General features: G+C 38.1%; 19 protein-coding genes and 3 pseudogenes. 17 read left to right on the top strand and 5 right to left on the bottom strand.

What is annotated here, in order from left to right:
• Positions 1–15 precede the first annotated feature (15 nt).
• The 6 genes and pseudogenes from E0H82_RS00110 to E0H82_RS00085 all read left to right on the top strand — a co-directional run.
• Positions 16–2,976, top strand: coding sequence for a heavy metal translocating P-type ATPase (locus E0H82_RS00110; RefSeq protein ID WP_131262451.1), 2,961 nt, complete (start codon positions 16–18; stop codon positions 2,974–2,976).
• Between the two features lie 419 nt (positions 2,977–3,395).
• A complete protein-coding gene (locus E0H82_RS00105) occupies positions 3,396–4,079 on the top strand; it encodes a GntR family transcriptional regulator (protein WP_131262450.1) in 684 nt (227 codons plus the stop codon).
• Positions 4,080–4,102: 23 nt separating this feature from the next.
• The gene (gene prpB / locus E0H82_RS00100; RefSeq protein WP_131262449.1) at positions 4,103–4,987 is read left to right on the top strand and encodes a methylisocitrate lyase; all 885 of its coding nucleotides are present in this window, start codon (positions 4,103–4,105) and stop codon (positions 4,985–4,987) included.
• Between the two features lie 96 nt (positions 4,988–5,083).
• Entirely contained in the window at positions 5,084–6,235 is a 1,152-nt protein-coding gene (prpC, locus tag E0H82_RS00095) for a 2-methylcitrate synthase (RefSeq protein ID WP_131262448.1), read from the top strand.
• Positions 6,235–8,859 (top strand): Fe/S-dependent 2-methylisocitrate dehydratase AcnD, encoded by a 2,625-nt coding sequence (gene acnD, locus E0H82_RS00090; protein WP_131262447.1) that lies wholly within the window; start codon positions 6,235–6,237, stop codon positions 8,857–8,859. The genes prpC and acnD overlap by 1 nt, the downstream gene beginning before the upstream one ends.
• Positions 8,860–8,923: 64 nt before the next feature.
• A pseudogene (locus tag E0H82_RS00085) lies at positions 8,924–9,034 on the top strand (IS5/IS1182 family transposase); the annotation flags it as partial.
• 14 nt (positions 9,035–9,048) lie between these two features.
• Here E0H82_RS00085 and E0H82_RS00080 read toward each other — a convergent pair.
• The 3 genes from E0H82_RS00080 to E0H82_RS00070 are packed head-to-tail and all read right to left on the bottom strand — an operon-like array spanning position 9,049 to position 16,782.
• Positions 9,049–10,116: a hypothetical protein gene (locus E0H82_RS00080; protein ID WP_131262446.1), complete on the bottom strand. Its 1,068-nt coding sequence runs from the start codon at positions 10,114–10,116 to the stop codon at positions 9,049–9,051.
• A 15-nt stretch (positions 10,117–10,131) separates the two neighbouring features.
• A complete protein-coding gene (locus E0H82_RS16765; RefSeq protein ID WP_131262445.1) occupies positions 10,132–15,693 on the bottom strand; it encodes a DUF6765 family protein in 5,562 nt (1,853 codons plus the stop codon).
• Between the two features lie 24 nt (positions 15,694–15,717).
• Positions 15,718–16,782 (bottom strand): TadE/TadG family type IV pilus assembly protein, encoded by a 1,065-nt coding sequence (locus E0H82_RS00070; protein WP_131262444.1) that lies wholly within the window; start codon positions 16,780–16,782, stop codon positions 15,718–15,720.
• A gap of 151 nt (positions 16,783–16,933) precedes the next feature.
• Here E0H82_RS00070 and E0H82_RS00065 point away from each other — a divergent pair, with 151 nt between their 5' ends.
• From E0H82_RS00065 to E0H82_RS00015, 11 genes are all read left to right on the top strand, one after another.
• A complete protein-coding gene (locus E0H82_RS00065; RefSeq protein WP_131262443.1) occupies positions 16,934–17,197 on the top strand; it encodes a hypothetical protein in 264 nt (87 codons plus the stop codon).
• A gap of 185 nt (positions 17,198–17,382) precedes the next feature.
• Positions 17,383–18,747 carry a Tad domain-containing protein gene (locus E0H82_RS00060; protein WP_131262442.1) on the top strand — a complete coding sequence of 455 codons (1,365 nt, stop codon included), beginning with the start codon at positions 17,383–17,385 and terminating at the stop codon, positions 18,745–18,747.
• Between the two features lie 2 nt (positions 18,748–18,749).
• Complete coding sequence (locus tag E0H82_RS00055; protein WP_131262441.1) at positions 18,750–19,481, top strand: TadE/TadG family type IV pilus assembly protein; 732 nt, start codon at positions 18,750–18,752, stop codon at positions 19,479–19,481.
• A gap of 95 nt (positions 19,482–19,576) precedes the next feature.
• Positions 19,577–20,116 (top strand): hypothetical protein, encoded by a 540-nt coding sequence (locus E0H82_RS00050; RefSeq protein ID WP_228258602.1) that lies wholly within the window; start codon positions 19,577–19,579, stop codon positions 20,114–20,116.
• Complete coding sequence (locus E0H82_RS00045) at positions 20,106–20,294, top strand: hypothetical protein (protein ID WP_131262439.1); 189 nt, start codon at positions 20,106–20,108, stop codon at positions 20,292–20,294. Before E0H82_RS00050 ends, E0H82_RS00045 begins: the two co-directional genes overlap by 11 nt.
• A complete protein-coding gene (gene cpaB / locus E0H82_RS00040; RefSeq protein ID WP_131262438.1) occupies positions 20,294–21,130 on the top strand; it encodes a Flp pilus assembly protein CpaB in 837 nt (278 codons plus the stop codon). The genes E0H82_RS00045 and cpaB overlap by 1 nt, the downstream gene beginning before the upstream one ends.
• Complete coding sequence (locus tag E0H82_RS00035) at positions 21,123–22,472, top strand: type II and III secretion system protein family protein (RefSeq protein WP_131262437.1); 1,350 nt, start codon at positions 21,123–21,125, stop codon at positions 22,470–22,472. The genes cpaB and E0H82_RS00035 overlap by 8 nt, the downstream gene beginning before the upstream one ends.
• Positions 22,450–24,159 (top strand): ATPase, T2SS/T4P/T4SS family, encoded by a 1,710-nt coding sequence (locus E0H82_RS00030; RefSeq protein WP_131262436.1) that lies wholly within the window; start codon positions 22,450–22,452, stop codon positions 24,157–24,159. The genes E0H82_RS00035 and E0H82_RS00030 overlap by 23 nt, the downstream gene beginning before the upstream one ends.
• Entirely contained in the window at positions 24,160–24,996 is an 837-nt protein-coding gene (locus E0H82_RS00025; protein ID WP_131262435.1) for a type II secretion system F family protein, read from the top strand.
• 1 nt (position 24,997) lies between these two features.
• The gene (locus tag E0H82_RS00020; RefSeq protein ID WP_131262434.1) at positions 24,998–25,873 is read left to right on the top strand and encodes a type II secretion system F family protein; all 876 of its coding nucleotides are present in this window, start codon (positions 24,998–25,000) and stop codon (positions 25,871–25,873) included.
• Positions 25,860–26,219 carry a DUF192 domain-containing protein gene (locus tag E0H82_RS00015; RefSeq protein ID WP_131262433.1) on the top strand — a complete coding sequence of 120 codons (360 nt, stop codon included), beginning with the start codon at positions 25,860–25,862 and terminating at the stop codon, positions 26,217–26,219. Before E0H82_RS00020 ends, E0H82_RS00015 begins: the two co-directional genes overlap by 14 nt.
• A 139-nt stretch (positions 26,220–26,358) precedes the next feature.
• On the opposite strand, the pseudogene E0H82_RS16615 reads toward E0H82_RS00015, so the two are convergent.
• Positions 26,359–26,562, bottom strand: a pseudogene (locus E0H82_RS16615) (IS982 family transposase); the annotation flags it as partial.
• 171 nt (positions 26,563–26,733) lie between these two features.
• Positions 26,734–26,865, bottom strand: a pseudogene (locus tag E0H82_RS00005) (IS5/IS1182 family transposase); the annotation flags it as partial.

Raw genomic sequence — 26,865 nt, 5'->3', positions numbered from 1 at the left:
AAAAGGTGAGTCAGAATGAGTGAACAACACAAAACGTCTTGCTGTTCCAAACAGAAATTATCGCCGATGGCGGGGAATATCGATCCTGTTTGCGGTATGACAGTAGCAGAGGATTCTCCTCATGTGTATGAGCATCAATCAGTTCGTTATTTGTTTTGTTGCTCAGGCTGTTTAAAGAAATTTGCGGCCAATCCTGAGGCTTACTTAACATCAGAAAAAGCACCCAGTGCTTGTTGCAGTCAATCCAAAACAGATATGACTAATACATCTTCTCAAGCTAAAGATGAAGGCCGCTTAGTTGCATCCAAGGGGTGTGGTTGTGGATCAAAACCTGTGTCAAATGCAGAGAAGACCACATTTATTGACCCTGTGTGTGGCATGACCGTGACAGATTTAAGTAAACCGCATACTGAATGGCAGAGTCAGAACTACTATTTTTGTAGTGAAAAATGTCAGCAAAAATTTATTGCCAATCCAGAGGCTTATGTAAAGGCTGAACTTTCAGATTCTGTGGTTAAATCCTCAGGTTGTTGTGGTTCGACCTCGAAAGTGGCTGAGGAAAAAAAGTCTTGTTATGAGCCTAAGCCTCAAACAGAGCAAGACAGCAAAGCCAGTTGTTGTGCCCCAAAGCCGAAAGCAGAACCTGCCAAAAGTAGCTGCTGTGGTGGCGGGAAACATCAACATGAACACAGTACTCAATCTGGATCAGCCGATTTTATAGACCCTGTATGTGGTATGTCCGTTGATCCGAATACAGAGTTAAAAACTGATTATCAACAACAGACCTATTATTTCTGCAATCCGTCCTGCTTAGATAAGTTTAAGGGTGATCCTGAGTTTTATCTGATTCCAGCCGATCAGCGTCCTGTGCCTGAAGGGGCTGCGGATATGGACTATACCTGTCCGATGGACCCTGAGATTGTGCAAAAAGGGCCGGGCACGTGTCCGATTTGTGGTATGGCGCTGGAGCCGATGCAACCGACTTTAGATGATGCACCGAACCCTGAATTGGTGGATTTTAGTCATCGCTTTTGGATGACCTTGCCACTGACTTTGATTGTGCTTGTACTGGCAATGGGTTCACATCTTCATAGTTTTATTTCACCGCATATTCAGCCGTGGATCGAGCTGGTCCTCGCGACGCCTGTAGTGCTGTGGGCGGGTAAGCCGTTTATTGAACGGTGTTGGACCTCCTATAAAACCCGTAACTTAAATATGTGGAGTCTCATTGGTATTGGGGTATTGGCGGCCTATATTTATAGCGTAGTGGCGACTATTTTCCCAAGCATGATTCCGATGGCAGCCAAAACTGGGCATGGCGTCGCGGTGTATTATGAAGCGGCCTGTATGATTGTATCTCTGAGTTTACTTGGTCAAGTTATGGAGCTAAAAGCCCGTGCCAAGACCGCAGATTCATTGAAAGCCTTGCTAAGACTTCAAGTCAACAAAGCCAAATTAGTTCAAGCAGATCAAGTGATTGAAGTTGATATTGGCATGGTCAAACAAGGTGATATTTTACAAATTTCGTCGGGTGAGCAGATACCGCTAGATGGTGTGGTGGTTGAAGGTAAAACCTATGTCGATGAAGCCATGATGACAGGTGAACCTGTGCCTGTGAAAAAGCAAATACATGACACGGTGATCGGCGGGACGGTCAATCAACAAGGCAGTATTCGTATTCAAACCACGGCGGTCGGAGCGAATACCACTTTGGCGAAAATGATTCAAACGGTGGCAGAAGCACAGCGTTCAAAAGCACCGTTGCAACGTTTGGCCGACGTGTTTGCCAAGTATTTTGTGATTGTGGTGTTACTGATTAGTGTGCTGACATTTGTCGCTTGGATGATCTTTGGTGGTGCACAATTTGATTTGGCACTGATGTGTGCGGTGGCGGTGCTGATTATTGCTTGTCCATGTGCGCTCGGTTTAGCGACGCCAATGTCCGTGATGGCAACCACAGGGCGTGCAGCACAAAAAGGTGTCTTGTTTAAAGATGCAGAGGCGATTGAAGCTTTAAGTAAAGTGAATACGCTGATTGTTGATAAAACAGGGACTTTGACGGAAGGTAAGCCGAGTCTTAAAGAAATTCGGTTACTCAGCCCAAATGTGGAACAAACTCAAGTTGAACAGTGGATTGCTTCGATTGAGCAGTATTCAAGTCATCCGATTGCACAGACTTTGACGCAGTTGGTGCCAGCGCAGCAGTTGCTAAAAGTGGAAGACTTTGAAGATGTTACAGGCTTTGGTGTCAAAGGTCAGATTGGCGAGCAAACTCTCTATATCGGTAGCCAAAAGCTGCTTGAGCAACTCGGCATGACTTTAGATGAAACTTTGCAAAGCCAGTTGAATCAACAGCGTGCGACAGGCAATGTCATTAGTTTCTTAAGCAATAGCCAAGAAGTGCTGGCTTATATTTCTATTCACGACGCGATTAAGGCCAACGCGCAGCAAGTGATTCAACAATTGATTGATGATGGGATTGATGTGGTCATGGCAACAGGTGACCATGAACAAAATGCCCAGTTGGTCGCTAAAGAGTTGGGCATTCAACAGGTCTATGGCAACTGTACTCCAACTGAAAAATTGGAGATTGTGAAGAAATATCAAGCCGAAGGTAAAATTGTGGCGATGGCGGGAGATGGTATTAACGATGCACCTGCCTTGGCGCAAGCCAATGTTGGAATTGCGATGGGGAACGGAACCGATATTGCTAAACAAACCGCGCAAGTGACTTTGGTTAAAGGTGATATTCGTGGAGCAGCCGATGCGCTACATATGGCGAAACTGGGTGTACGTAATATGAAACAAAACCTTGCCTTTTCTTTTGTGTATAACGGTTTGGGTGTACCTGTCGCCGCAGGGATTTTCTATCCACTGACTGGGTTATTGTTAACTCCGATGTTAGCCGCAGTGGCGATGTCTCTCAGCTCACTGTCAGTTGTACTGAATGCCTTGCGTTTGCAAAAGGCGAAATAAGTCCAACAGCATATAACTAGTAACAAAAGCCTCAAGCATTTCCTTGAGGCTTTTTTCTGTTTACGGCATAACAGATAGAGCAAAACAAAACCTGAAGTGTCGACAATAAAACTCAAGGGTCATCAGGTACAACATCGTGATTTTACTCAAACCAAGGGTTCACAGAGTAGGTCATGACATTCACATAAAAATTGTAGTTTCAGTCAAAAATGAACATGGATATAAGATTTAAAATATTGAATTAAAATAAATTATAGAGAGGTTGTTATGAGGTTTTTTCAGAATGGAAGCCAAACATGATTCTACGCACTCTTTGACAATCACATTTGCAACTCTAATACCAAAGTTGTTGACAATATTGTTGCATTTTAATTTATTTGTGCTTATTTTAGCTAATAATTGAACTGATTGTTGACAATATGCAAACTGAAGAGCTGTCTACACAGACCAAACAAGTTGCTACAGCAACGCTAACAGACCAGATTTTCAGAAAGATTCAAACTGCGATTGTGAGTGGTGAAATTACGCCTGGCAGTAAAATTTCTGAACCTGAATTGGCCCGTGTTTATGGCATCAGCCGTGGTCCTTTACGTGAAGCGATCCACCGCTTAGAAGGACAAAAATTGGTAGAACGCACTGCTCATGTCGGTGCGCGCGTAGTGTCCTTATCGCATCAACAATTATTCGAGCTGTACCAAATTCGTGAAAACTTGGAAGGTCTAGCCTGCTGTTTGGCTGCACAAAGCATTGATAAACAGCAGATTTTAAATTTGCGTGAAGTGCTGCATTTACATGCACAAGACCCCAACTTTAAAGAAGGTAAAGGCTATTACTTACAAGAAGGTCAGGACGATTTTCATTATTGCATCATCAAAAACAGTGGTAATAAAACTTTGGAAAAGATGTTGTGTGATGAGTTGTATCACTTGATTCGGATGTATCGAATTCAGTATTCCAAAACGCCAAATCGTCCGCATCGAGCCTTGTCGGAACATATTCGTATTTTAGATGCTATTGCCGAAGGTGATGCAGAACTGGCGGAATTACTGATGCGACGCCACATTGCTGCGTCTTATCAAAATATTGAACAAAACCTAATTTAATGATGAAGAGAGAGGGAGGACGTATGTCAACGTTATCAGCAGGGCAAAAATTCCGTGATGCGGTTGCAAGTGAGCATCCATTACAAGTGGTCGGAACCATCAATGCCAACCATGCTTTATTGGCAAAGCGCGCGGGTTACAAAGCCATTTATTTATCTGGTGGTGGGGTGGCAGCAGGCTCTTTAGGTTTACCTGACTTAGGTATTAGCAACCTTGATGATGTACTTACAGATGTACGCCGTATTACTGATGTATGTGACTTGCCTTTATTGGTCGATGCCGACACGGGTTTTGGTGCTTCAGCATTTAACATTGCCCGTACGACCAAAGCTTTAATCAAGTTTGGTGCAGCGGCTATGCATATTGAAGACCAAGTCGGCGCGAAACGTTGTGGTCACCGCCCAAACAAAGCCATTGTTTCACAACAAGAAATGGTAGACCGTATTAAAGCTGCCGTTGATGCACGTGGTGATGACAAGTTCGTAATTATGGCACGTACCGATGCTTTGGCTGTAGAGGGTTTGCAAGCTGCAATTGATCGTGCAGGTGCTTATATTGAAGCGGGTGCAGACATGTTGTTCCCAGAAGCAATTACTGAATTGGCGATGTATAAGCAATTTGCAGATCTGACCAAAGTGCCCGTTTTGGCAAACATTACAGAATTTGGTTCTACGCCATTATTTACCACAGAAGAATTGGCTTCTGCGGATGTAAGCATTGCGCTCTATCCACTTTCTGCTTTCCGCGCCATGAATAAAGCAGCGGAAAATGTCTACACCACTTTACGTAAAGAAGGCACACAAAAGAACGTGGTAGATACCATGCAAACTCGTCAAGAATTGTATGACCGCATTAACTACCATGCGTTTGAACAATACCTTGATGCCTCTTTTGTCAAAAATAAATAACAGTTTCACCATAAAATCTTTGCGTCAGTGTAGGAAATAAAACTGACGCAAAGCATAAAAACGAATTGATCCACCCAATGGAAGAAGGAAGATCTCATGAATGCAACAACAAACGGATTCAAGCCTAAAAAATCAGTCGCACTCAGCGGACAAGTGGCGGGCAATACAGCTCTGTGTACTGTTGGGCGTAGCGGTAACGACTTGCACTACCGTGGTTACGACATTTTAGACCTTGCCGGTCAAAGCGAATTTGAAGAAGTGGCTTACCTATTGGTTCATGGCAAATTACCGAATAAAGCGGAACTTAAAGCCTATAAAAATAAACTGAAAGCGCTTCGTGGTTTACCCGCTTCACTCAAAGCCGCTTTAGAACAGCTTCCACCATATGCACACCCTATGGACGTCATGCGTACAGGTGTATCTGTTCTTGGTTGCTTAACGCCAGAACATGAAGACCATAACTATGCGGGTGCACGCGACATTGCAGACAAGTTAATGGCATCTTTCGGTTCTATGTTGCTTTATTGGTACCACTTTAGCCACAACGGCAAACGCATTGAAGTTGAAACCGATGATGACTCAATTGGTGCACACTTCCTTCATTTGTTACACGGCGTAAAACCATGTGAACAATGGATTCAAGCAATGCACACGTCGTTGATTTTGTACGCAGAGCATGAGTTCAATGCATCAACCTTCACGTCACGTGTGATTGCAGGTACAGGTTCAGACATGTACTCAACCATTGCAGGTGCGATTGGTGCATTACGTGGTCCGAAACACGGTGGTGCAAACGAAGTTGCATTCGTGATTCAACAGCGTTATGACAATGCAGATGAAGCAGAAGCAGACATTCGTAAGCGTGTAGAAAACAAAGAAGTGGTGATTGGTTTTGGTCATCCTGTTTATACCATTGCTGACCCACGTAACGAAGTGATTAAGCAAGTGGCGCTTGAATTGGCCAATACGCAAGAAAACAAAAAAATGTATTTGATTGCGGAACGTTTAGAAGCCGTGATGAAAGAAGTGAAAAACATGTTCCCGAACCTCGACTGGTTCAGTGCGGTGAGCTACCACTTAATGGGCGTTCCAACCGCAATGTTCACGCCATTATTCGTGATTGCCCGTACTGCGGGTTGGTCTGCACACGTGATTGAACAACGTCAAGACGGCAAAATCATTCGTCCAAGCGCGAACTACACAGGCCCTGAAAACCTCGAATTTAAACCATTGGCGGAGCGTGGTTAATGTCAAATCAATATCGTAAACTGCTGGCAGGCACTCAGCTTGAATATTACGACGTGCGTCAAGCCGTTGAAGATATTCAGCCAGGTGCATACGAAAAACTGCCTTACACCTCAAAAGTACTCGCAGAGCAATTGGTACGCCGTGCCGATGCCGAGAACTTAACTGCTTATTTAACACAGTTAATTGAACGTCGTCAGGATCTGGATTTTCCTTGGTACCCAGCGCGCGTGGTGTGTCACGATATCTTGGGTCAAACTGCATTGGTTGACCTTGCAGGTTTGCGTGATGCAATTGCCGATAAAGGCGGCGACCCATCTAAAGTCAATCCAGTTGTACCGACTCAGTTGATTGTCGACCACTCTTTAGCAGTGGAATACGGTGGTTTTGACCCAGATGCATTTGAGAAAAACCGTGCAGTGGAAGACCGTCGTAATGAAGACCGTTTCCACTTTATTGAGTGGACCAAAACCGCATTTAAAAATGTTGATGTGATCCCTGCGGGGAACGGCATTATGCACCAGATTAATCTAGAGAAAATGTCTCCAGTGATTCAGGCGCGTGATGGCGTGGCTTTCCCAGACACATGTGTAGGTACAGACTCGCACACACCACATACAGATGCTTTAGGCGTAATTTCTGTGGGCGTAGGTGGCTTAGAAGCTGAAAACGTGATGTTAGGCCGTGCATCTTGGATGCGTCTGCCAGACATTATTGGGGTTGAATTTGTAGGTCAGCGTCAGGCGGGCATTACCGCAACAGATATCGTACTGGCTCTAACTGAATTCTTGCGTAAAGAGCGTGTAGTGGGTGCATACCTTGAGTTCTTTGGTGAAGGTGCTGACAGCATGTCTGTGGGCGACCGTGCAACCATTTCGAACATGACACCAGAGTATGGTGCTACGGCTGCGATGTTCTACATCGACCAAAACACGATTGATTACTTACGGCTAACAGGCCGTGAAGATGCTCAAGTGGCATTGGTTGAACAGTACGCAAAAGAAATTGGCCTTTGGGCAACTGACATGACTAAAGCTGAGTACCCACGTGTACTTCGTTTTGACCTATCAAAAGTAACACGTAACATTGCGGGGCCATCAAACCCACATGCGCGTGTTTCAACTGAGGACCTAAAAGAAAAAGGCATTGCAGGTGTGGTTGAGCACCGTACTGACGGTTTAATGCCAGATGGCGCAATCATCATCGCTGCAATTACTTCATGTACTAACACTTCTAACCCACGTAACACTGTGGCGGCAGGTTTGTTGGCACGTAAAGCAAATGAACTAGGCTTAGTCCGTAAACCTTGGGTGAAATCATCATTTGCACCAGGTTCAAAAGCGGCTGCACTTTACCTTGAAGAAGCGGGTGTTCTAAAAGACCTAGAGCAACTTGGTTTTGGTATTGTAGCTTACGCTTGTACGACGTGTAACGGTATGTCGGGTGCGTTAGATCCAGTTATTCAACAAGAAATTATTGACCGTGACTTGTACGCAACAGCAGTACTGTCTGGTAACCGTAACTTCGATGGCCGTATCCATCCATATGCAAAACAAGCGTTCTTGGCATCTCCACCGCTTGTTGTAGCGTATGCAATCGCGGGTACGATTCGTTTTGACATCGAAAAAGACGCATTGGGTCATGATAAAGAAGGTAACCCGATTTACCTGAAAGACATCTGGCCATCTGACGCTGAAATTGATGCCTTAGTTAAAGAAGCTGTGAAGCCTGAACAGTTCCGTAAAGTCTATATTCCAATGTTTGACTTAGGCGTAACCGTAGAAGCTGAAAGTCCGCTTTACGACTGGCGTCCACAAAGTACTTACATCCGCCGTCCACCATATTGGGAAGGGGCGTTGGCTGCACCACGTACTTTAGCGAACATGCGTCCGCTTGCCATTTTAGGTGACAACATCACCACTGACCATTTGTCGCCTTCAAATGCGATTTTGATGGACTCGGCTGCGGGTGAATACCTTCATAAAATGGGCTTACCAGAAGAAGACTTCAACTCATATGCAACCCACCGTGGTGACCACTTAACTGCACAACGTGCAACATTTGCCAACCCGAAACTCTATAACGAAATGGTGGTTCGTTCAGACGGTACTATTAAGCAAGGTTCAAAAGCGCGTGTAGAGCCAGAAGGCGAAGTCATGCGTATGTGGGAAGCGATTGAAACCTACATGAACCGTAAGCAACCGTTAATCATTATCGCGGGTGCTGACTACGGTCAGGGTTCAAGCCGTGACTGGGCTGCGAAAGGTGTACGCCTTGCGGGTGTTGAAGCGATTGTGGCAGAAGGTTTTGAACGTATTCACCGTACGAACTTGGTGGGTATGGGCGTGTTGCCACTTGAGTTTAAAGCGGGTGTAAACCGCAAGACTTTAAAGCTAGATGGTACAGAGCTTTATAGCGTGATTGGTAATATTGCGCCACGTTCTGATTTAACGTTGGTGATTGAGCGCTCAACTGCCGATGGTAAAAATGAAATTGTGGAAGTGCCAGTGACTTGCCGTTTAGATACAGAAGAAGAAGTGTCTGTGTATGAAGCGGGTGGTGTACTTCAGCGTTTTGCTCAGGACTTTTTGGAAAGCCAAGAAGAGAAAGAGCAATTAAGAGCTTAATTTAAAGTATTTGAGATTGTTTAAAAAAGCCCTACTTTAGAGTGGGGTTTTTTATTGAGAATAATATGCAAGACTCAAGCAATTTAGAGGAATTGCTACACGATATAACAAACTAAAGCAAAACAACGAAAATTCAGTTGCTTTAGTTTGTATATTTATTTGGCTACCATTATGAAATATCAACAGAACCTATTCTTTCACAATCTCACCTTTACGATTCATCGTCACATGACCTGCAAATTTATTTGGATTGATAATATTTCCATAACCAGTGAATTGTTCTGGTTTAATTTCCTTGCCTTTGTCATCGACAATAGAACTCCATTGATCCATTAGAATTGGAACTTTAAAGCCATTGAAAGTGTTATTTGTGATTCGAACATGAGGGGAGTGGTCTAAAACGATGGCATAGGCTTGATCATTTTTTTGAGTGAGGGTAAAAGTATTACCATCAATAACGGTATCAGGGGAGAATTTGATGTAAAGGACGTTGGGAATAGCTGTACGGTCATAACTTCTATCTGGGAAGATTTGTTGAGAACTATCAAGTGAAATAGCTTTGTTAATTTTATTTAGGGAAAATACGGATCTATCCTGAGCAATCTTAGCTTCTGAAATTAATACATTGTTTTTTATATTCGTCTTCGAGCCTTGAATATTGATGTTATTTTTTAATATAAGAACTGAGCTATCTACGCCTCCTCCCCAAGAGTTTAATGTTACTCCTCGACTTTGCGTTTTTAAATTGCTAATAGTGAAATTTTCAATTCTATTATTTGAACCTGTTATTTTTGCATATAAATTAGACTGATTGGTTATTTTTCTTTCATCTGAAAAATTTGGTGGCAAATATTCATTTGAACCTAAAGATAAATAGGCATTCAAAATGACTCCTTTTTTAATGACACTGTCATGACCCTCTAAAACCAAACTTGGATTCTCTTGTTTAGAAAAATCCCAGACATAACCTTGCATGTCCAGTTCTTTATTCTCAAAGTGTAGAATACCGCCCACAGGGTCTCTTGGACCTTTATAGCCGCTGCTCCCTTCAGCAGCTAGAAAGGCTAACCAGTCACGTTTTCTTTTTCTGGGTTCTGGAGCTATAAAATCTCTTGTTGCACAAACTTTGTTGATTGTTTTCCCATTTAGTAGACTAATACCACAATTGGGAAATTGATATTCCAATTCTGGTCTTTCTTTTGCTATAGAATAAGCAGAAATGCTTAAACAACTAATGACGATTAAATATTTTTTCATTGTACTTCTCCTCTTTTATTTAACAGGTGCAGTGCCATTGATCAAGAATGGGCTGGCGCTCAAAGCAATGCCACTGGTTCTTACCGTTAGTTTATAACCTTGAACTGCTTTAACAATATCGGCATTCTCTCCATCTTTGGATTTGTACTTAGAGACAGATGTATCCCAGATCAAATGGTCATATTTATCTTTTTGCTCTTTAGTTAGGTCTTTAAATACTTTAATACGGTTGGTAATGGCTTGGGGGATTGAATAGCCATCAGCTCCAGCTTTTTTATTTCCATTATCAACACCATTAATTAAAAGTTTATCAAGCAATTGAAAACTATCTTTATTTTTAGGTTTATACCCCCAAGAGGTATTAAATGACTTGGTTTCCTTAGTATTTAGATTATCTTTTTTACTAGCATCATAGACATAGATTTTTTGGGAGGTCGATTTCCCATTTAATAAATCTTGTAAATAAGTTATTTTCTCATCGATACTATCTAATGAACCGACTTCAGCTTCATAATCTAATTTTTCTGGTATTGCATTATAAATGGCTAAATAGCTTTTCAGCTCATTCCAAGGTACTGCTTTAACTTCACTCGCAGGCATTTTTAAAACCGTATTCCGGTATTCAACCAATTTTTTATACACTTGTTCTTGTTCAAGGATAGATCGAGTTTCATTAACAGTCCAATTTCCATAGCCAACTAAATTTCCTGGAATCTCAAATTGTCCATAATGATTGAAAGTATAGTCAGGATGTGAACCATGTGTTCCATGACCAGCACCAGCATTTACACCAAATGGATCATTATTCTGATCACGATGTGCAAAAGTATCCTCAAATGCATGTAAATATTCTCCAAAGAACTGCATGCTTAGGTTTAGATTTCCACATCTCGCTGCTCTATTGTAATTTCGAGTTAATGCTTCAAGTTGTGGGATATTATTTAAATTTGATGTCAGGCGCCATTTTAGATAATCGGCATCTGACATACCTTTAGGTTTCTCTAAATCCCAACTGCCGAGTTCCATGCCTTGCAAAGGTTGATTATTTGCAAATCTATTATTGGTAAAATGATAGTATTCTAATCTTTCTGTCGTAAAATTATTGTAAAGGCTTTTTCCTGCTCCTGCCTCATCATCATAAGGGCTTGTATTATCATTTGTGTCTACAAACTGAGTTGCCAACGCAATACGTCTTGCATTATCAGAATCAATCCCAGCAGTAATTGCTAAGAAGTAAGTCATGTAATAATGCATATCGGTTTGATATAGCCCATAAGGATCAACTTTATTTAACGGATTATTTCCCACATACAAATAAGGATTTAAACCGTCAACTGTACCCATCGGATCTGGTGTTAAATATCGCCCTACAGTTGGGTCATACTGACGATAGCCATTGTCATATAATCCAGTAATCGGATCTTCATTCTGCCCTGGTAGACGAATCGATATCGTATAACGTAGATCATCTATAGACTGGGAAATAGGTAAATGATCTGCAACACGGATTAACTTTGCTTCGTTATTATGCGTACTAACCGTATTTAGACGTTCACCAAATGGCGAATAGTCTGTTTGCCAACGGGCAGTGTTAGCTTCATCGTATACTTTTACTGGGGCACCAATGCGATTGAATTGAACTGCATTAAAAGAAGCAGAAGATGTATCTAATTGCTCATTCTGTTTTTGAGTTGAAATTTGACTAAACTGCATCACGGGTAAACCTGCGAGTATTACATAATCACGATCAACGACAACATCTTGTATTTCTGGGGCATGAATATCTGAGATTGTTTCATTGGGCATACGTAAACGCTGCTGTTCCCACATACGAATACCATTCACATAACCATTACGTTGAGAAAACTCACGTTGTTGATTTCGGGTATTAAACGCCACAACTCGTTTAGAAATTAAACCTTGTTGATTGAACTGTTGATCTATTGATACATTATGATTCTGATCATTTGTTCCACGCCAAGAAGTAGATGACGTATCCCATAGTGGGGCACCGTTATTTGCAGAAGGAACATAATCTAAAACAGTATTTACTTCTTGAGGCTCTGCTTGCCACCAAATATGGGGTTGACCGGCAGGAGTGTAAGCAGCTATACGAGTTAATTGACCAGGCTTCATTTCACCTTGATTAACAATATGCTGAGAAACGCCTAATAACTGTACTGATGCATCTCCGTTTTTACCATAACGGTAAAGGTTAATGGTTTCAGGGTTTTGTTTTTCAGCTTTTTGCCATTGTAGATGACGATTGCCTTGAGCATCATACGCATAAACTTGGACTGGATACCATGAGCTTCCGCGCTTAGTCTGGGTGTTCTTATTCCATACAGCAATTAATTGATCTTTATCATCATATTGATAAAATTGATGTCCAGATTCATTGCTATAAATTAAACGATTAGCTTGATCATACACATAATTTGAAGTTTGAATTTCTGATTCAGGTAAATTTTGACCTAACCATTGGTATTTTATTTTTACAATCAAACGTCCCCAATAAGATTGTGGTCTAGGACTATACCAACGTTGTTGAATCAAACGACCACGGCTATCATAAGTACGCCACAACTGTTGATTTGATGACAAACGGTAGTGGGTCAATTGTCCAGTGCTACTCCATTGAATTTGATCAACAGAGGCTGTCTTTCCATTTTTGGTTAACTGTAAAGACGTAATTTTACCTAAAGTATCTCGGTCATAGTGAATGGTTAAATCACGACGTATTTCTTTACTCAGTAAACCATTTTTATCATATTCATAATCTTCAGACCATGAACTTATTGGTAGGTCTTTATTTTCCTTTTTTTCAAATAAAAGATGATCAATTTTATTAAGTTGTTGTGGTTGAGTAATAAAGTTAATCGTTTGAATACGTTTGTTACCTGGAGATGCATCGAGCTGAGCTGTTGTATGGTGGAGTAACTTACCATCTTGTGCATATTGCCAAAGTTGTACTTCATCTTGACTAGTCTGGCGAATTGGTTTTGAACCATCAAATTCAGTTTTTTGAATTATAGTTTCAGCTTGTGTTTGAGGATTTTTAATTGAAGATTCAATTAGACGATGTGCATAATCATACTTATTTTTTTGAATAAGACCTTTCTCATCAATTATTTCTACTGCTAAGTCTACCTCGTTAAAGCGATATAATTTTACTCCTGTTCCAGGAGACTGGGTTGCTATTGTTCTTCCAAAGTCATCCATCCATTTATTCTGTTGTAAACCAGCAGAGTACTGTGATGCATGTCCTTTTTTAAAAGAAGAGTTTGTTGAGCTAATAAGCTGGTTATTTGGGTTTTCAAGTTGTGACGAGACAGCACGACCAAGACCATCAACTTGTTGAATGAAACGGCGCTTTAAGGCATCTTGTTGCTCTATAAACATCCCTGATTGAAAAGTTTTGGAGAGCAAACCTAATGTATCAGTGGCCTCTACAGAAATGGTATCGTTACTAACATTAAATTTATGGCCGAGACTCTGAATTAACTTTCCATATTGGTCTGTTGTTATTTCATTTGTTACAATATTTTCAGAATTGTATTGTCTTGTATGAGTTAAACCATTCGGATTTTGAGTTTTAATCAGGCGACCGATATCGTCATAATCGAAATTAGTTTGTTGTAAACCATTTATTGTTGAAATAAGTTGCCCATATTCATCAAAATAGTTTTCTATACTATGAGTTTGATTATCTGAATGATAAACATATTTTGACACCTCTAAACCTGAATTGTAATAACTTAAATCAATTTGAACAGATCGACTTCCGTCGGTAATCTTGACATCTTTAGGGCGATTGAGAGGGTCGAATGATAGGACTTGAATTTTCTGTTGACCCGGTAATTCAAGACTTTGTAACTGACCAGCATTATTATATTGAAAAATACGAACATCACTATCTTTAGGCGAATTAGTTTTCCCATTAGGCAGAGGACCATCCTCCCAGCTCAAACGACCTTGAGCATCATAGCCAAAACGAGTTTCTCGAACTAAAGTTTCACCTAAAGGCGAGAATCCTGTTTCCTTAACAGAGATCAGTTGATTGTTTTGATTATAAGTATAGTTTTTTCGATATTGCTTTCCAGACACAACACTCGGATGTGACTCAGCTTTTAAATGACGGAAGTCTTGTTGATCGAATTGAGTGAGCAGAGGATTCGGTAACGGTAGGCGATCTCCTTGCGGAATCGAATAAGATTCATACTCATATGTTGTGGTCTGAGATGTTAAACCGACACCCGATACAGTTTTCGCAATGACTTCTCCCAGATCATTATATTTCAGGTCAATCGCCCGAATAATTTTACCTGTTGAATTGAGATCAGCAGCATAATTAACTAGTCCTTGAGCATTAAAACGATATCGTTTATTGACTTCACCACAACTACTACAACCAGCTCCAAAACTTTCTAGTAAATGAAATTGAGTACCATCAATCTGATAAGAATAAGTTGTTGTTTGCCCCAGACTGTTAGTTACAATATTCTTAAATACTGGTTTGTTTCCTGCATAAGTTGCCGGCATATTCTGATGGGTTCTGGCATCATATTGGATTGATACCTTTTCCACATCATTGGCATGTTGGCTTAAAATTGCCCGATCTTGATTGTCGTATTGCCACTGAGAAATTAACTTAAACTTTTTTTGAGACTGATTAAACTGCCATTTTGAGGTCAGGTTATGAATATCACCGCCCTGAAACTTAGGGTCATAAACATATTTAAAACGACGACCATCAGGGTAGACTACTTGAGCCAGATTGTGATTCCGGTCGAGGAAATAATAATACTTACCAATAGGAGTGATCACAGTAATTTGAGGTAAGCCAAAACGTGTTGTTGTATGCTGAATAGAAAGTTGTTGTCCCTGACCATTTTTAACTGCAACTAAACGTTGCTGTTGATCATAAAAAAAAGAAAAATTTAGAGTAGGGTTATTTGTATCATTATTTGTTGAAGCTGAAATTTTGGTAATGTGTGCAAGACTAGGATCTTGCCCCCCTAAATATTGGAAAAAGTATTCCTGTCCAGTTTGTGTTTTATGCCAAACCCATGCTGAACCATCTATTTTTTTTTCAATCCAGCCATCATTTGGATTTAGTGGCAATGCTCGAATGATAAATTGATTATTGCCAAGAGGAATTTTATTCTTCTTAAAGTTGATGCGCTGCCCAGACTCTAAACGTATTTGTATGATATCTGGTTGTTCATAAAGTTTAATATCAAAAGAGCTATACCAACCATAACCTAGTGCTGTATCTGCATGACTTTGACTGTTATAAAATCTAGAGAAAGAAAGACCTTTGAATGCTGGAAGTTCTTTAAAGTCATTAATGGCCTCAAATTTATTACCGTTAAGGACATTGATTGGATTCCCAACCCCAGTGTCAAGACCACCACAAGCATAAGTTGGGCCTTCGCTTTGGGTAACAATTGCGAATGATGAGTTTAAACTACATTTGCTAAAGTCAACAATTCCAGCCTGAGTTAATGTTGAATTTAATCCTAAAACGGTAAGCCCAAGGTTAAATAACCCTACTTTGAGAATTGTATTTTTCATATTTGGGTTCTTTTAAAGTATAAATTAATAAAAATTAGTAATGACTTGACCTGAACTACAACTGACCAAATTATTTGTATCACCAATAATGCTATTGGTAGAAGTTCCTGTATGTCCAGTTGGTGAGTTATTTCCTAAAAGTCCACCAGCAAGTTGGGAGCCAATATCTGAAATACTATTGAAATTGGTAACGTCATTTTCAAAATTAGAAATTAAGGATTGTTCTGCAGAGTCTTGAATTCCATCTAAAAGATCATTTTTCTTTTGGCCAACTTGCCACTGCATTGCTTGGTTTTCTGAAAGGCGGTCGATTAAACCTTCACCCACGATATAGCCATTTCGATTAACCGTATTTGTAGGTAAACCACCTTCAATAGGTGGGCTTAACATTTGCGATGAAATATCTACCACGATAGGTATCCGACCTGCAGCAAGCATACGAATATTTGCCGCATCTCGGTCACTGGAAAAGAAGGCTGTCAAAGAGCTGAAGACACTTTTCATTAAAGGAATACGTGGTTCGTAACCATATACAAAGCGTAATTTTAAAACATTTGCATCTTGGATATTTTGTTTAGATTTAGCTTTAATTGTACGGGGTTTAGTATCTAAATTATCATTTGAAATAATCCGTACATTTTGTCCTGTTTTAATACGATAAGCTTTTGCTAAGGTCAGATCATTCCAATCATCAAATGATGCTTTCGATGGGTTAATCATATGAATATGGATAAAAGCTGATTCAGATTTTTTTATTATTTCTTTTAAGGCTAAACCTTGTAGTGTTAATTGAGGTAAATTGGGGTTTTTGCTGGTGATTGTGCTTTTAATATGTGTGTTACCAGGTAAGTAAATTCCCGGAGTTGCAAAATAAGGGACCAAACCCTTAAAAAAAGCATTCTGAATTCTTGCTGGATCTGCATTATAAATCGCACCAGCTCTAGCGGCTTCATATGCAGCATAAGTTACATTTAAACGTGCTATATAGATCAGACCATATTGGATACCTACAAGACCTATAAATAAGAGTAAAGGCGCAATAATAATAAACTCAGTAAGCGAAACTCCTGCCTCTGTATTATTTTTCATTTTTTATTTACCCTTTTTTCTGGACAAAATAGTTGTTTTTTGAATGCGAGAAAGTATATTATAATCACGTAAACAAGAAAACATATATTGTTACAAAATCTTTAGAAGAAAACTATTTTATTATGAGAGTTGTTTGATGGATATTTTTGAAATGTCGATGCAATTAAAACCAAAGCGTATCCAAGGTCAGGGTATGACCGAATACATTATTATCGTTGCATTAATTGCAATTGCTGCAATTGGTGTGTTTCGTTACTACGGTAATACAGCTCGTTCTCAAGTTGCTGTTGCTGCTGCTGAATTAGGGGGGCAATCTTCCGCTACAGGTCGTACACAAGCTACAGCTAATGCTAATAAGGCTACAACAGAAGGAACTGTAGATAAAAAATTAGGTACTTATGAGCAGCAAAAATAGTTAATTTATCTTTAATAAATAAAAAATTAATATAATCGATCAGCCAACCTTCTTTGAGAGAAGGTTGGCGTGATATCTATTAAGTAAGCAAAAATAAATCTTATGAAAAAGTATTTATAAAAAACTATTTATTACTTATAAAATTTTTAGTTAAAAAGTGACCAATTTCTATTGTGAGAGGCGAAATGAGGTATCGATTTGGGCAATCAACTTTGTTGATGTTGGTTATGACTTTAATATTAATGTTGACAATTTTCTATATCTTCAATAGTTCTCAATTACTATCAGAAAGACAGCAGGCTAAAATGCTTGCCGATCAATCTGCTTATGCAACAGCAACTCGACAAGCACGATTGTTAAACCTTAATGCTTATATAAATAGAACACAAATTGCAAATCAGTTGGCAATTGCTCAAGGTGTTAGCACTGCTTCATGGTCAAAATATGCGGCACAAACATCTACTAATATTAGTCGTGCAACCTCATGGTTTCCCCCTGTAAGTGCAGTCTTCTCAAATATTGGCACAGGTTTAAACTATTTTGCTGATTCTTTAGGTTATTACATCAAAGGTTATGGTATAGAAGTTAAGGCTTTAGAAATAGCTCAGGAGAGTTTGAATCTTGTTAGTAATGCAACAATTTTGAATTCACCAAAAGAGTTTGGTAGTTTAGCTAAAACTAATAGTTCAGATTATAATATTCGGCTTATCGCAAGTGCCTCTAAATTTCCAGCTCAAATTATTAAACAATATACAGCCCAAGAGCGGCAGCGGATGGCTGAAGTTGTTATAAGTTCAGCAGATCCATTTATTACCAATCGCAGTAAAAATGACATTTTCCCTAAACTTGTTTTAGCTCCTGGAGGGTGGAATGAATATCGTATTCATAAAGCTGGTGGGACAGAGTTAGTACAGTTAGACGAGTGGAAAGGTGTCGATACCTTAGCTATTCATCATTACTATAAAACGATTAAAAGATTTAAAGTGCGAAATAAACATGATGAAATTCCAATTGGTTGGGGAAGTGCGTTAGGTAGTCAATTAGGACGAGATAAAGCTTCTAATTCTGGTAGTTATGGTGGCGCTAGCTCTACAAATCCGAGATCTAGGGGATATGCTGAAAGAAACACACCGCAATGGGATGTTAGAAATAATGGTGGTGAAATTACTGGTGTAGGTATTCCTAAATTTTATGAGTTAAGAGATTTAAATAATAAAGAAAATATATTTCCTTTAGTGGTTTCTGTAAAAAAATCTCGCAATAAGTTGATCACTACAAATCGAAATTCAAACCTAAGAATGGGTAAAGATTTTAGTGTATTAGATAATTACGACACCTTAGAACGGGGCGGGCTGAGCAATGGTGATATGCAAGCAATTAGTCAAGCAGAAGTATATTTTCAGCGTCCATGGGAATTAGAAGTTTCGGGGAATCAGATCAATCATGAGCATGGTTCTTTGTTTAGTCCATATTGGAAAACAAGATTATCTGATGATATGAATGCTGCAGAAAGAACCTTAGTCAACACAGAAGCAGCATTGGTGAATTGAATATGATTAAAAATCGAAAAGGACAATCTATTGCTGAATTTGCTATTGCAGCAGTCGTTTTGAGTATGCTGTTAATTGCAATTCCTATGGTTTCTAAACTTGCAACTATTAAGTTAAAAACAGAGCAGGCAGCAGATTATGTTGCATGGCGTATTAATAAAGGCATCAATCTCAATGATCAAGAGACGCTTTCACGAGAAGTTGGGCAGCGTTTCTTTGCACGAACTGGCGCGGATGTTTTGAGTGAGCGTAATGCAGATTGTGATGATGCAGCAGATCAGGATATGTCTGGAAATTCTTTGGTTCATTGGGATTCAGTGCAGGTTACAGCAAGACAAACAAAGGAAAAATATACCAAGACCTTAGGCGCAGATCCTTTGGATGTTGCTGCAAAACCATTCAAGAGCTTAAAGTCCAATGGCCAATATACAGTTGAAGTGTCCGTTCCGGTAAATTTTGTTACAGGTATTCGGGACTTTCCACTTGCACAGTCATTTGATATTAAGAGTTCAGCAGGAACATTAAGAAATAATTGGGCTGCTAATAAATCAGATGAAATAAAAACGACTGTAAAAAAATCTGTATATTTGAAACCTTATGAGCTTGTTCAGGTAAATATTAATAAAGTTTACAATGTAGCTGTTGCTTCTATGGGATTTGAGAAAAAGATTCAGAACGATGGTATTTATAAAATGGAAGTCGTTCCTAATGATCGTAAAGCGACTTTAAAATGATACATAAAAAAAAATTAGCATACGTTTTTATTATTTTTTTATTTCAAACTTCATATGTAAAGGCTTGTCTTGTTAATACGTTAAAAGAGAGAAATATGCAAGTAGTTCAAATTGGTAAAAATACCATTTTGAATGGATCACCTATCCAGATGTACGAGCTGATGTCACCTTTATGTAGTTTAGAATGTTATATGAAGTCTTTGGATAAGAAAAATATCAGGTTTTCTAAACAAGGTTCTCTTTTCTATATTGCTGAAAATGGTGGAACAACGATTCAAGTTTTTTCATCCAATCAACAGTCATTTTCTGGCAGAGTAGTATGTCCTTCAAAAGCTAAGTATAAATTATTACAATTACCTGATTATATAAAGATTAAAAAAGCAACAACAGACTTTCAAAGTGAAGACTATGGTGAAATTAATAGAACGATGGTATTTAAAAACTTTAAGCGAATGGATTACCAGGGTTTAATTAGTCAATTGAAAAAAAAATCTAAAAATAGCGATGTCAATGATGCTTTTTCATATTTTGATTTAGGTAATGGTTATGAGCTCAACTTGATCTTTGATATTCGAAAATCTATAGGTACATTAGTTATTGTTAATGTTAGAAAGAGTAATTTAAATGAGAAATAGGTTAAATGGAAATGCAACAACAGAATATTTGATTTGCTTGATTTTTGTTTTAATTATTCTTATTGCTGGTAAGGGTATATTTGGTGACGGAAGTCTATTTTTGATGTTTAAAAATGCATATGAGTTATTTATGAATAAATTTAATGCGACAATTTTGAATATGGATGCAATTCCATAATGAATCTATCTAATATTAATAAAAAGTTTGTGGCACTTGTTGTTTCAATTTTAGTTGGAGTATTAAGTATTTGGGGTTTTAAAACAGCTTTTGACCACAAAGTAGAGAGCATGACGCAAAAAGGTCCTGAAGTTACATATGTTGTTGCAAGTAAAGAACTTTTAGCTGGTAGTTTGATTTCGGCAGATACCGTTTCGCAAAGGAATATACCATCTGATTATCAACAGTCTAACGCAGTATTGGCTACCGATTTTGATTCAATTGATGGATTGCCATTAAAGGTTGATTTAAAACCAGGCGATATTGTTATGTATTCCATGGTTGATGCAAAGAAGGATATAGCAAAACTTATTTCTCCAGGAAGAAGAGCATTAACGATTCCTGTTGATGATGAAAGCTCAATTTCTACGATGCTTAAACCAGGAGACTTAATCGATTTAATGGTAACACTTCAAAGCGCTGAGAAAACAGCCACAGTGCCATTAATGCAAGGTGTAAAGATTTTAGCAACAGGTAAGCAAACAGACGTAAGTGATGAGGTGAGCGATAGTACTGGATATACCAATATTACTTTAGATGTAAGTGCTGATGATGCAAAAAATATTACATTAGCTGCAAGCATGGGCCGAATTTCGGCGATATTAAGAAATCCTGATGATCAAGTCATGAGTGATACCAGTAGTTTTATACGGCTTATTAATACTCAAAAAGAGCAAGCAAGTAAAAGTGTTCAACTAACTTCAATGCCAACAATTAGACCAGAAATAAGGTCTGAAAATAAAACAAATAGCAGTCATTCAGGTTTTAATATTATTTATGGAAATAAAGATGAATAAATTTGTTGGTTATCGTAATCTAAGAATAGCTTATCTATCTTTACTTATGTGCTTAATTACAGCTAATTCTCATGCGATGTCAGATCAGCTTTACATTGGTGAAACGATTTATTTGAATGACTCTACTGTTACAGATGTGGTGATTGGAAATGACCAAATCGTTAAAGCTAAAAAAGTAGGAAACAAAGGTATTGCTTTAACAGGCGTGGCTGCTGGTGACACAACGTTAAAGGTTTGGAATGGTAATCGTTACTTTACATCAGAAGTTCATGTTTATCCTAGTAATGTAAAGAAGACACTTGAAGATTTACAGGTCGCGTTAAGAGATATATCAAAGTTATCTATACAGTTGGTGGGTGATAATGTCGTATTACAGGGTAAAGATTTAACGCTTGAAGAAAAAGAACGAGTAGATAGCTATGCCTCACTTTTTAAAAATGTAGTTAACTTAGCGAAGACAAAGGAAAATAACCTTCAAGAAAAACAAAAAATGATTTACTTGGATGTTCGAATTGTTGAGATATCTACATCTTCAACCAAAGAAATTGGGATTAAGTGGAACGCTGCATCAGTTGACGGGCCAAAATTTGGGTTGCTAGGTGATTTTAAACGTAGTGATATTTTTACAGGTTCAAATCACTCTTTGGCAGAGCAGATAGCACCTCTAGCAAAGATTAGTCCATTTCAAACATATTTCGGTTTAGCAAGTTTTATTGATAGTAAAATTAATTTGTTGCAGGAGAATGGAACAGCTAAAATTATTGCCCGTCCGTTGTTGTCTTGTAAAAATGGGGGGAATGCGATGTTCCTTTCAGGTGGACAAATCCCTTATCAATCTTCTGGTGCAACTGGTACTCCATCTATAGAGTTTAAAGATTACGGTATTAAGTTAGATATTAATCCAACCATTTCGAATGATGGAATCGTTGCTAAAATTTTAGCAGAAGTGAGTACGATTGATCAGTCGGTGCAAGTTTCTGGAGTACCAGGTTTTTTAACAAGAAGAACAGAAACTGAATTTGTTGTTGGTCAAGGACAAACATTAGTCCTTAGCGGATTAGTTGGGGCGGAGAAAAATGGGGGAGAAAGTGCAGTCCCAGGATTAGGTAAAATTCCATTATTAGGTAATTTATTTAAAAGTAAATCTAATCGAATTAAGCAAAATGAGTTGGTCTTTTTCGTGACACCTTATGTATATGAAAATGAATTTGAAATGAAGATGGGTGGAATTGGTCGTGATGCTGATGGTGTTGTGAAATCTGAATTAGGTTCAGGGTTAATGATACCAAATGACTATAAATTAAAAGATGAGCAGACTGATGAAACTGAAAATAAAAAATAAGAATCAAGAGTCGATACTGGCATTTGAAAAATCAGAAATTCTCATTGGGAAATCCAAGAATTGTGATTTGCAATTAAAAGGATGGTTTATTGCTGACCAGCATTGCTCAATTAAAAAATTGAGTGGTGGTTATGTCGTAGAAGATTTAAATCGTGGTGCGAATGGCACTGTGGTTAACAATCGCAAGGTTGACTTCTATGGGCCAATTAATCTCCAAGAGGATAGTATTGTTGTTGGTGGCTATACCATTCATTTATTAGAAGATGATGTCGAAAAAAGCGATATAAAAGTTGTTAATCTTGAATCCATAGATCACCGAGTATTGGATAATTTAAAGGATGTTCCAGAAGATCAGGCTGTCTATAGCACTCAAATTACCAATATACCATATAACTCCAAAACCTATAAAAATCTTGAAGTGGAATGGATTCAGATTCTTCGAGAAAAATTAGTTAAGCAAATGGATCTTCGGCGCAAGGATATTAATGCTATGACGCCAGAAGAGCTTAAGCAAGAGACTTTGACCAGTTTAGATCAGGTTTTATTTGATATTGATGGTGATTTACCACAGATATTGAATATTGATAGATTGAAACAGAAGATTATCAATGAAGCAATTGGACTAGGCCCACTTGAGGAACTACTGAGTAATCCACAAGTAACGGAAATCATGGTGAATGCCAAGGACGAAATCTTTATAGAACAGTCTGGAAAAATTGTAAAAAGTGATTTGGAGTTTACCAGTAATAAGGCAATTTTAGATGTAATTGAAAGAATTGTAACTCCTTTAGGACGACGAATTGATGAAAGCTCACCGATGGTTGATGCAAGACTTAAGGATGGATCTCGTGTAAATGCGATTATCCCTCCGCTTGCAATTAAAGGGCCTACGATTACGATTCGTAAATTCCCTGAAAAACGTATTTTGATTGAGGACTTGGTTGGTTATTTTAGTCTTGACGATGACATGGCTGCTTTTTTAAAGCTATGTGTGGCTGCGAAAAAGAATATCCTTATTTCTGGAGGAACGGGCTCAGGAAAAACGACATTATTAAATGTCCTTGCTAGTTTCATTCCGCATGGTGAACGTGTAATTACGATTGAGGATGCAGCAGAGCTAAAACTTGACCATGATCATCTTATTTCATTAGAAGCTCGTCCTGGCAATAATGAAGGCAAAGGAGCGATTCATATTCGAGATCTAGTCAAAAACTCATTACGTATGCGACCTGACAGAATTGTGATTGGTGAGTGTCGTGGTCCAGAAGCCTTGGACATGTTACAAGCAATGAATACTGGCCATGAAGGTTCACTCTCGACATTACATGCCAATACACCTCGTGATGCAATTGCTCGTTTAGAAACAATGATTATGATGGCAGGGATGGATTTACCCTTGAATGCGATTCGTGAACAAATTGCATCTGCTGTAGATATTTTGATTCAACAGTCTCGGTTTTCATGTGGTTCTCGAAAAATCACTTATATCACTGAAGTTACTGGAATTGAGAGTGGAAAAATACAACTTCAAGATATTTATAAATTTGAGAAAACTGGGCTAGATGCTGAATCGCAAAAAACCAAAGGGCTGTTTGGAGCAACAGGACTGATCCCAACTTTTTTACAAGAATTAAAAGAGTCTGGATACAAAATCGATATCTCTAAATTTCAAAGCAATGGGTTATAAATGTATATTTATTTAATTTTAATCGCTGCCGTTATTGTTTTTTTGACCTACTATCTGATAGTTTCAGATGGTATCACTTCTGTTTTCCTGAGAAAAACGTCTAAGCTAGAAGAACAACTGAACTTAAGTTATGTATTCTTAAATTTAAAGAAGATTCTTTTTCTTTATTTCATATTGTTAATTATAATTTTTGCTGCAATTTTTTTCCTTTTTAAGTTCAGTGTACTTTATATCTTTGCTGCAATTTTTTTAGCAATTTTACCTTTTATAATTATTAAGAGATTTAAAAAACAACAGCTTGAAAAAATTGAGCAACAGTTACCCGATGCACTTATGTTGATAGCAGGTGGACTTCGCTCAGGCGCAAGCTTGAGTACGGCATTATTCCAGCTTACAAATGAATGTTTACCTCCATTAAAAAATGAAATTGCATTCATTATTAAAGAGCAGAAGGTTGGGCGACCTTTGAGTGATGCGCTGCTAAATTTTCAAAAACGTATGCCAATAAATGCAGTAGTGTTAATGACCACAAGTATTCGAATCGCACTCGAAACAGGTGGAGAGTTAGCTGAGACTCTGACCAAGGCTGCAGAAACCTTACGCCAAATTAACCAATCAGAAGGAAAAATCAAAGCCCTAACTGCACAAGGAAAAATGCAGGCTTGGGTAGTTGGATTAATGCCCATTGCTTTGATTTTTGTGTTGTGTCAAATGGAACCTGAGGCAATGGATAAATTATGGTCCACACCTGCAGGATGGATTGCTTTAACAGGAATCCTAATATTTGAGGTGTTTGGCATGATTTTTATTCGAAAAATTGTAGATATAGATGTATAACATGAATGATCTAATTTTATATGCTTGTTTTCTTGGCTTAGGTGGAGTTATCTCTTTCCTTTGTTGGCAAATTTTTAGTTTTATCTATGCAGTACCCTATGATGATAGGGAATATTTGGATAAGCCTCCATTTCTTTTTTATATTCTATGGGGGTTGATAAAAGCAGTCTCATTCTATATTAAGCCTTTTATATCAAAAAAAATGGAAGACAATTTGAGAAAAAAAATTATTTATGCTGGTTATGATTATGTCTTTAAACCAAGTGAGATTATAGCATCACAGATAGTTTTTAGTTTTGTATTTACACTACTCTCATTAGTTATATTATATTTGTCTGGTGTGGAACTCATATATAGCGCTGCATTTGGGCTTTATGGATTGATTTATCCTGTACTTTGGTTAAAAAACCAAAAGAAAAAAAGAGAAAATATTATTCTCAAAGAAATACCATTTTTTTTAGATATCATTGTTTTATGTGTAGAAGCAGGTCTTACTCTCATTAATGCCTTGGATCAAGCTGTTACTAAGGCAGTTAAAAGTCCAACACGTAATGAGTTTTCGAGGGTACTTGCTGATATACGGAAGGGTATTCCAAAAAATGATGCTCTACGAAATATGACACAGCGTGTAGATCAACCCTCTGTACAGAACTTGGTATCAGCTATTATTCAAGCCGAAAATATGGGGATGAACCTTGGACCAATACTGCGCGGTCAAGCAGAACAGAGGCGAGTTGAACGTTTTCTACGTGCCGAGAAGTTGGCATTGGAAGCTCCTGTAAAAATGCTTTTTCCGTTAGTCGCTTTTATTTTCCCATGTACATTTATTGTTATTGGTTTCCCACTTTATATCATGATGAAGGATGCGTTTGGTTAATATGTATTTAAATCAGAGTGGTGAAAAATTTGAAATTGTATTTGCTAGGAACTTTTTTTCTAGGGCTGCTGGACTATTATTCCGGGAAAAATTAAATAATCGTCAATGTTTGTTAATTACGCAATGTCGGTCAGTTCATACAATTGGCATGCATTATAATATTGATGTTGTATTTATAGATGCCTTTGGACATATAACTGATATTTACTATAATGTTAAACCATTTAATGTTTTAATCGCTTCACCTGAAGCCTGTTCCGTTGTTGAATTCCTTGGTGGAATATTAGAGAGCTTTAATTTAAGTAAGCATGAAACTCTTTTTAATCTCTTAGATTCCTCAAATTAAACACAAGAAAATTAATTTATTGTAAAGATGCAATATGAGTAAAATATACTTTGAACCGACTAAATTCAAATTTTATCATAAAATAAATATATTAATTTATGTAATATTAATAGATTACTTATATTACCCCGAATCCTGCTTAAGCCGATATTTCCATAACCCGAATCATCGGCTTATTTTGATGACATATTTGATAAGCACATAAAGATGCATAAATACCAACTAAATAGCCTGCAACACTTCTAGCTCTAGTTGTCACTAGATTGTAAGTCTCTTTCAGCAAGCTGAATAAAATTTCTATTTTATTGCGTTTTTTCAGATGTTGTTCATCATCGAACAATAACTATATAGATTGATAATCATATAAAATCAGATACTTAGTTGAGAATATATGTGTAATATTTAAGCAATTTAGAGGGGTTTCTACACTCTATGAGAAACCAAAGCAGAATTACAAAAATTTAGTTGTTTTAATTTTATATTTATTTGGCTACCATTAGATCTCTTTCATAACTCATTTTTCATTCAATTCTAAGTTGTAAATTCCAGCAATTAAATTGAATCTTAAACCGAGCCTTTTCCCTCTATTTCGATAGCGCTCTGAAAGTATTTTKAAGGTCTTGAGTACACCAAATACATGTTCAAT

The organism is Acinetobacter sp. ANC 4910, from assembly GCF_004331035.1.
Lineage (GTDB): Bacteria > Pseudomonadota > Gammaproteobacteria > Pseudomonadales > Moraxellaceae > Acinetobacter.
This window is presented reverse-complemented; position numbering and strand designations above follow the sequence as displayed.

Excerpts from the sequence above, each read along its gene's own strand:
- E0H82_RS00035 (WP_131262437.1), top strand. The coding sequence starts at position 21,123 with ATGAATAAATTTGTTGGTTATCGTAATCTAAGAATAGCTTATCTATCT.
- E0H82_RS00050 (WP_228258602.1), top strand. The coding sequence starts at position 19,577 with ATGCAAGTAGTTCAAATTGGTAAAAATACCATTTTGAATGGATCACCT.
- E0H82_RS00055 (WP_131262441.1), top strand. The coding sequence starts at position 18,750 with ATGATTAAAAATCGAAAAGGACAATCTATTGCTGAATTTGCTATTGCA.
- E0H82_RS00110 (WP_131262451.1), top strand. The coding sequence starts at position 16 with ATGAGTGAACAACACAAAACGTCTTGCTGTTCCAAACAGAAATTATCG.
- prpB (WP_131262449.1), top strand. The coding sequence starts at position 4,103 with ATGTCAACGTTATCAGCAGGGCAAAAATTCCGTGATGCGGTTGCAAGT.
- E0H82_RS00065 (WP_131262443.1), top strand. The coding sequence starts at position 16,934 with ATGTCGATGCAATTAAAACCAAAGCGTATCCAAGGTCAGGGTATGACC.
- E0H82_RS00060 (WP_131262442.1), top strand. The coding sequence starts at position 17,383 with ATGAGGTATCGATTTGGGCAATCAACTTTGTTGATGTTGGTTATGACT.
- E0H82_RS00020 (WP_131262434.1), top strand. The coding sequence starts at position 24,998 with ATGAATGATCTAATTTTATATGCTTGTTTTCTTGGCTTAGGTGGAGTT.
- prpC (WP_131262448.1), top strand. The coding sequence starts at position 5,084 with ATGAATGCAACAACAAACGGATTCAAGCCTAAAAAATCAGTCGCACTC.
- E0H82_RS00045 (WP_131262439.1), top strand. The coding sequence starts at position 20,106 with ATGAGAAATAGGTTAAATGGAAATGCAACAACAGAATATTTGATTTGC.
- E0H82_RS00030 (WP_131262436.1), top strand. The coding sequence starts at position 22,450 with ATGAAACTGAAAATAAAAAATAAGAATCAAGAGTCGATACTGGCATTT.
- cpaB (WP_131262438.1), top strand. The coding sequence starts at position 20,294 with ATGAATCTATCTAATATTAATAAAAAGTTTGTGGCACTTGTTGTTTCA.
- E0H82_RS00105 (WP_131262450.1), top strand. The coding sequence starts at position 3,396 with ATGCAAACTGAAGAGCTGTCTACACAGACCAAACAAGTTGCTACAGCA.
- E0H82_RS00025 (WP_131262435.1), top strand. The coding sequence starts at position 24,160 with ATGTATATTTATTTAATTTTAATCGCTGCCGTTATTGTTTTTTTGACC.
- acnD (WP_131262447.1), top strand. The coding sequence starts at position 6,235 with ATGTCAAATCAATATCGTAAACTGCTGGCAGGCACTCAGCTTGAATAT.
- E0H82_RS00015 (WP_131262433.1), top strand. The coding sequence starts at position 25,860 with ATGCGTTTGGTTAATATGTATTTAAATCAGAGTGGTGAAAAATTTGAA.
- E0H82_RS16765 (WP_131262445.1), bottom strand. The coding sequence starts at position 15,693 with ATGAAAAATACAATTCTCAAAGTAGGGTTATTTAACCTTGGGCTTACC.
- E0H82_RS00070 (WP_131262444.1), bottom strand. The coding sequence starts at position 16,782 with ATGAAAAATAATACAGAGGCAGGAGTTTCGCTTACTGAGTTTATTATT.
- E0H82_RS00080 (WP_131262446.1), bottom strand. The coding sequence starts at position 10,116 with ATGAAAAAATATTTAATCGTCATTAGTTGTTTAAGCATTTCTGCTTAT.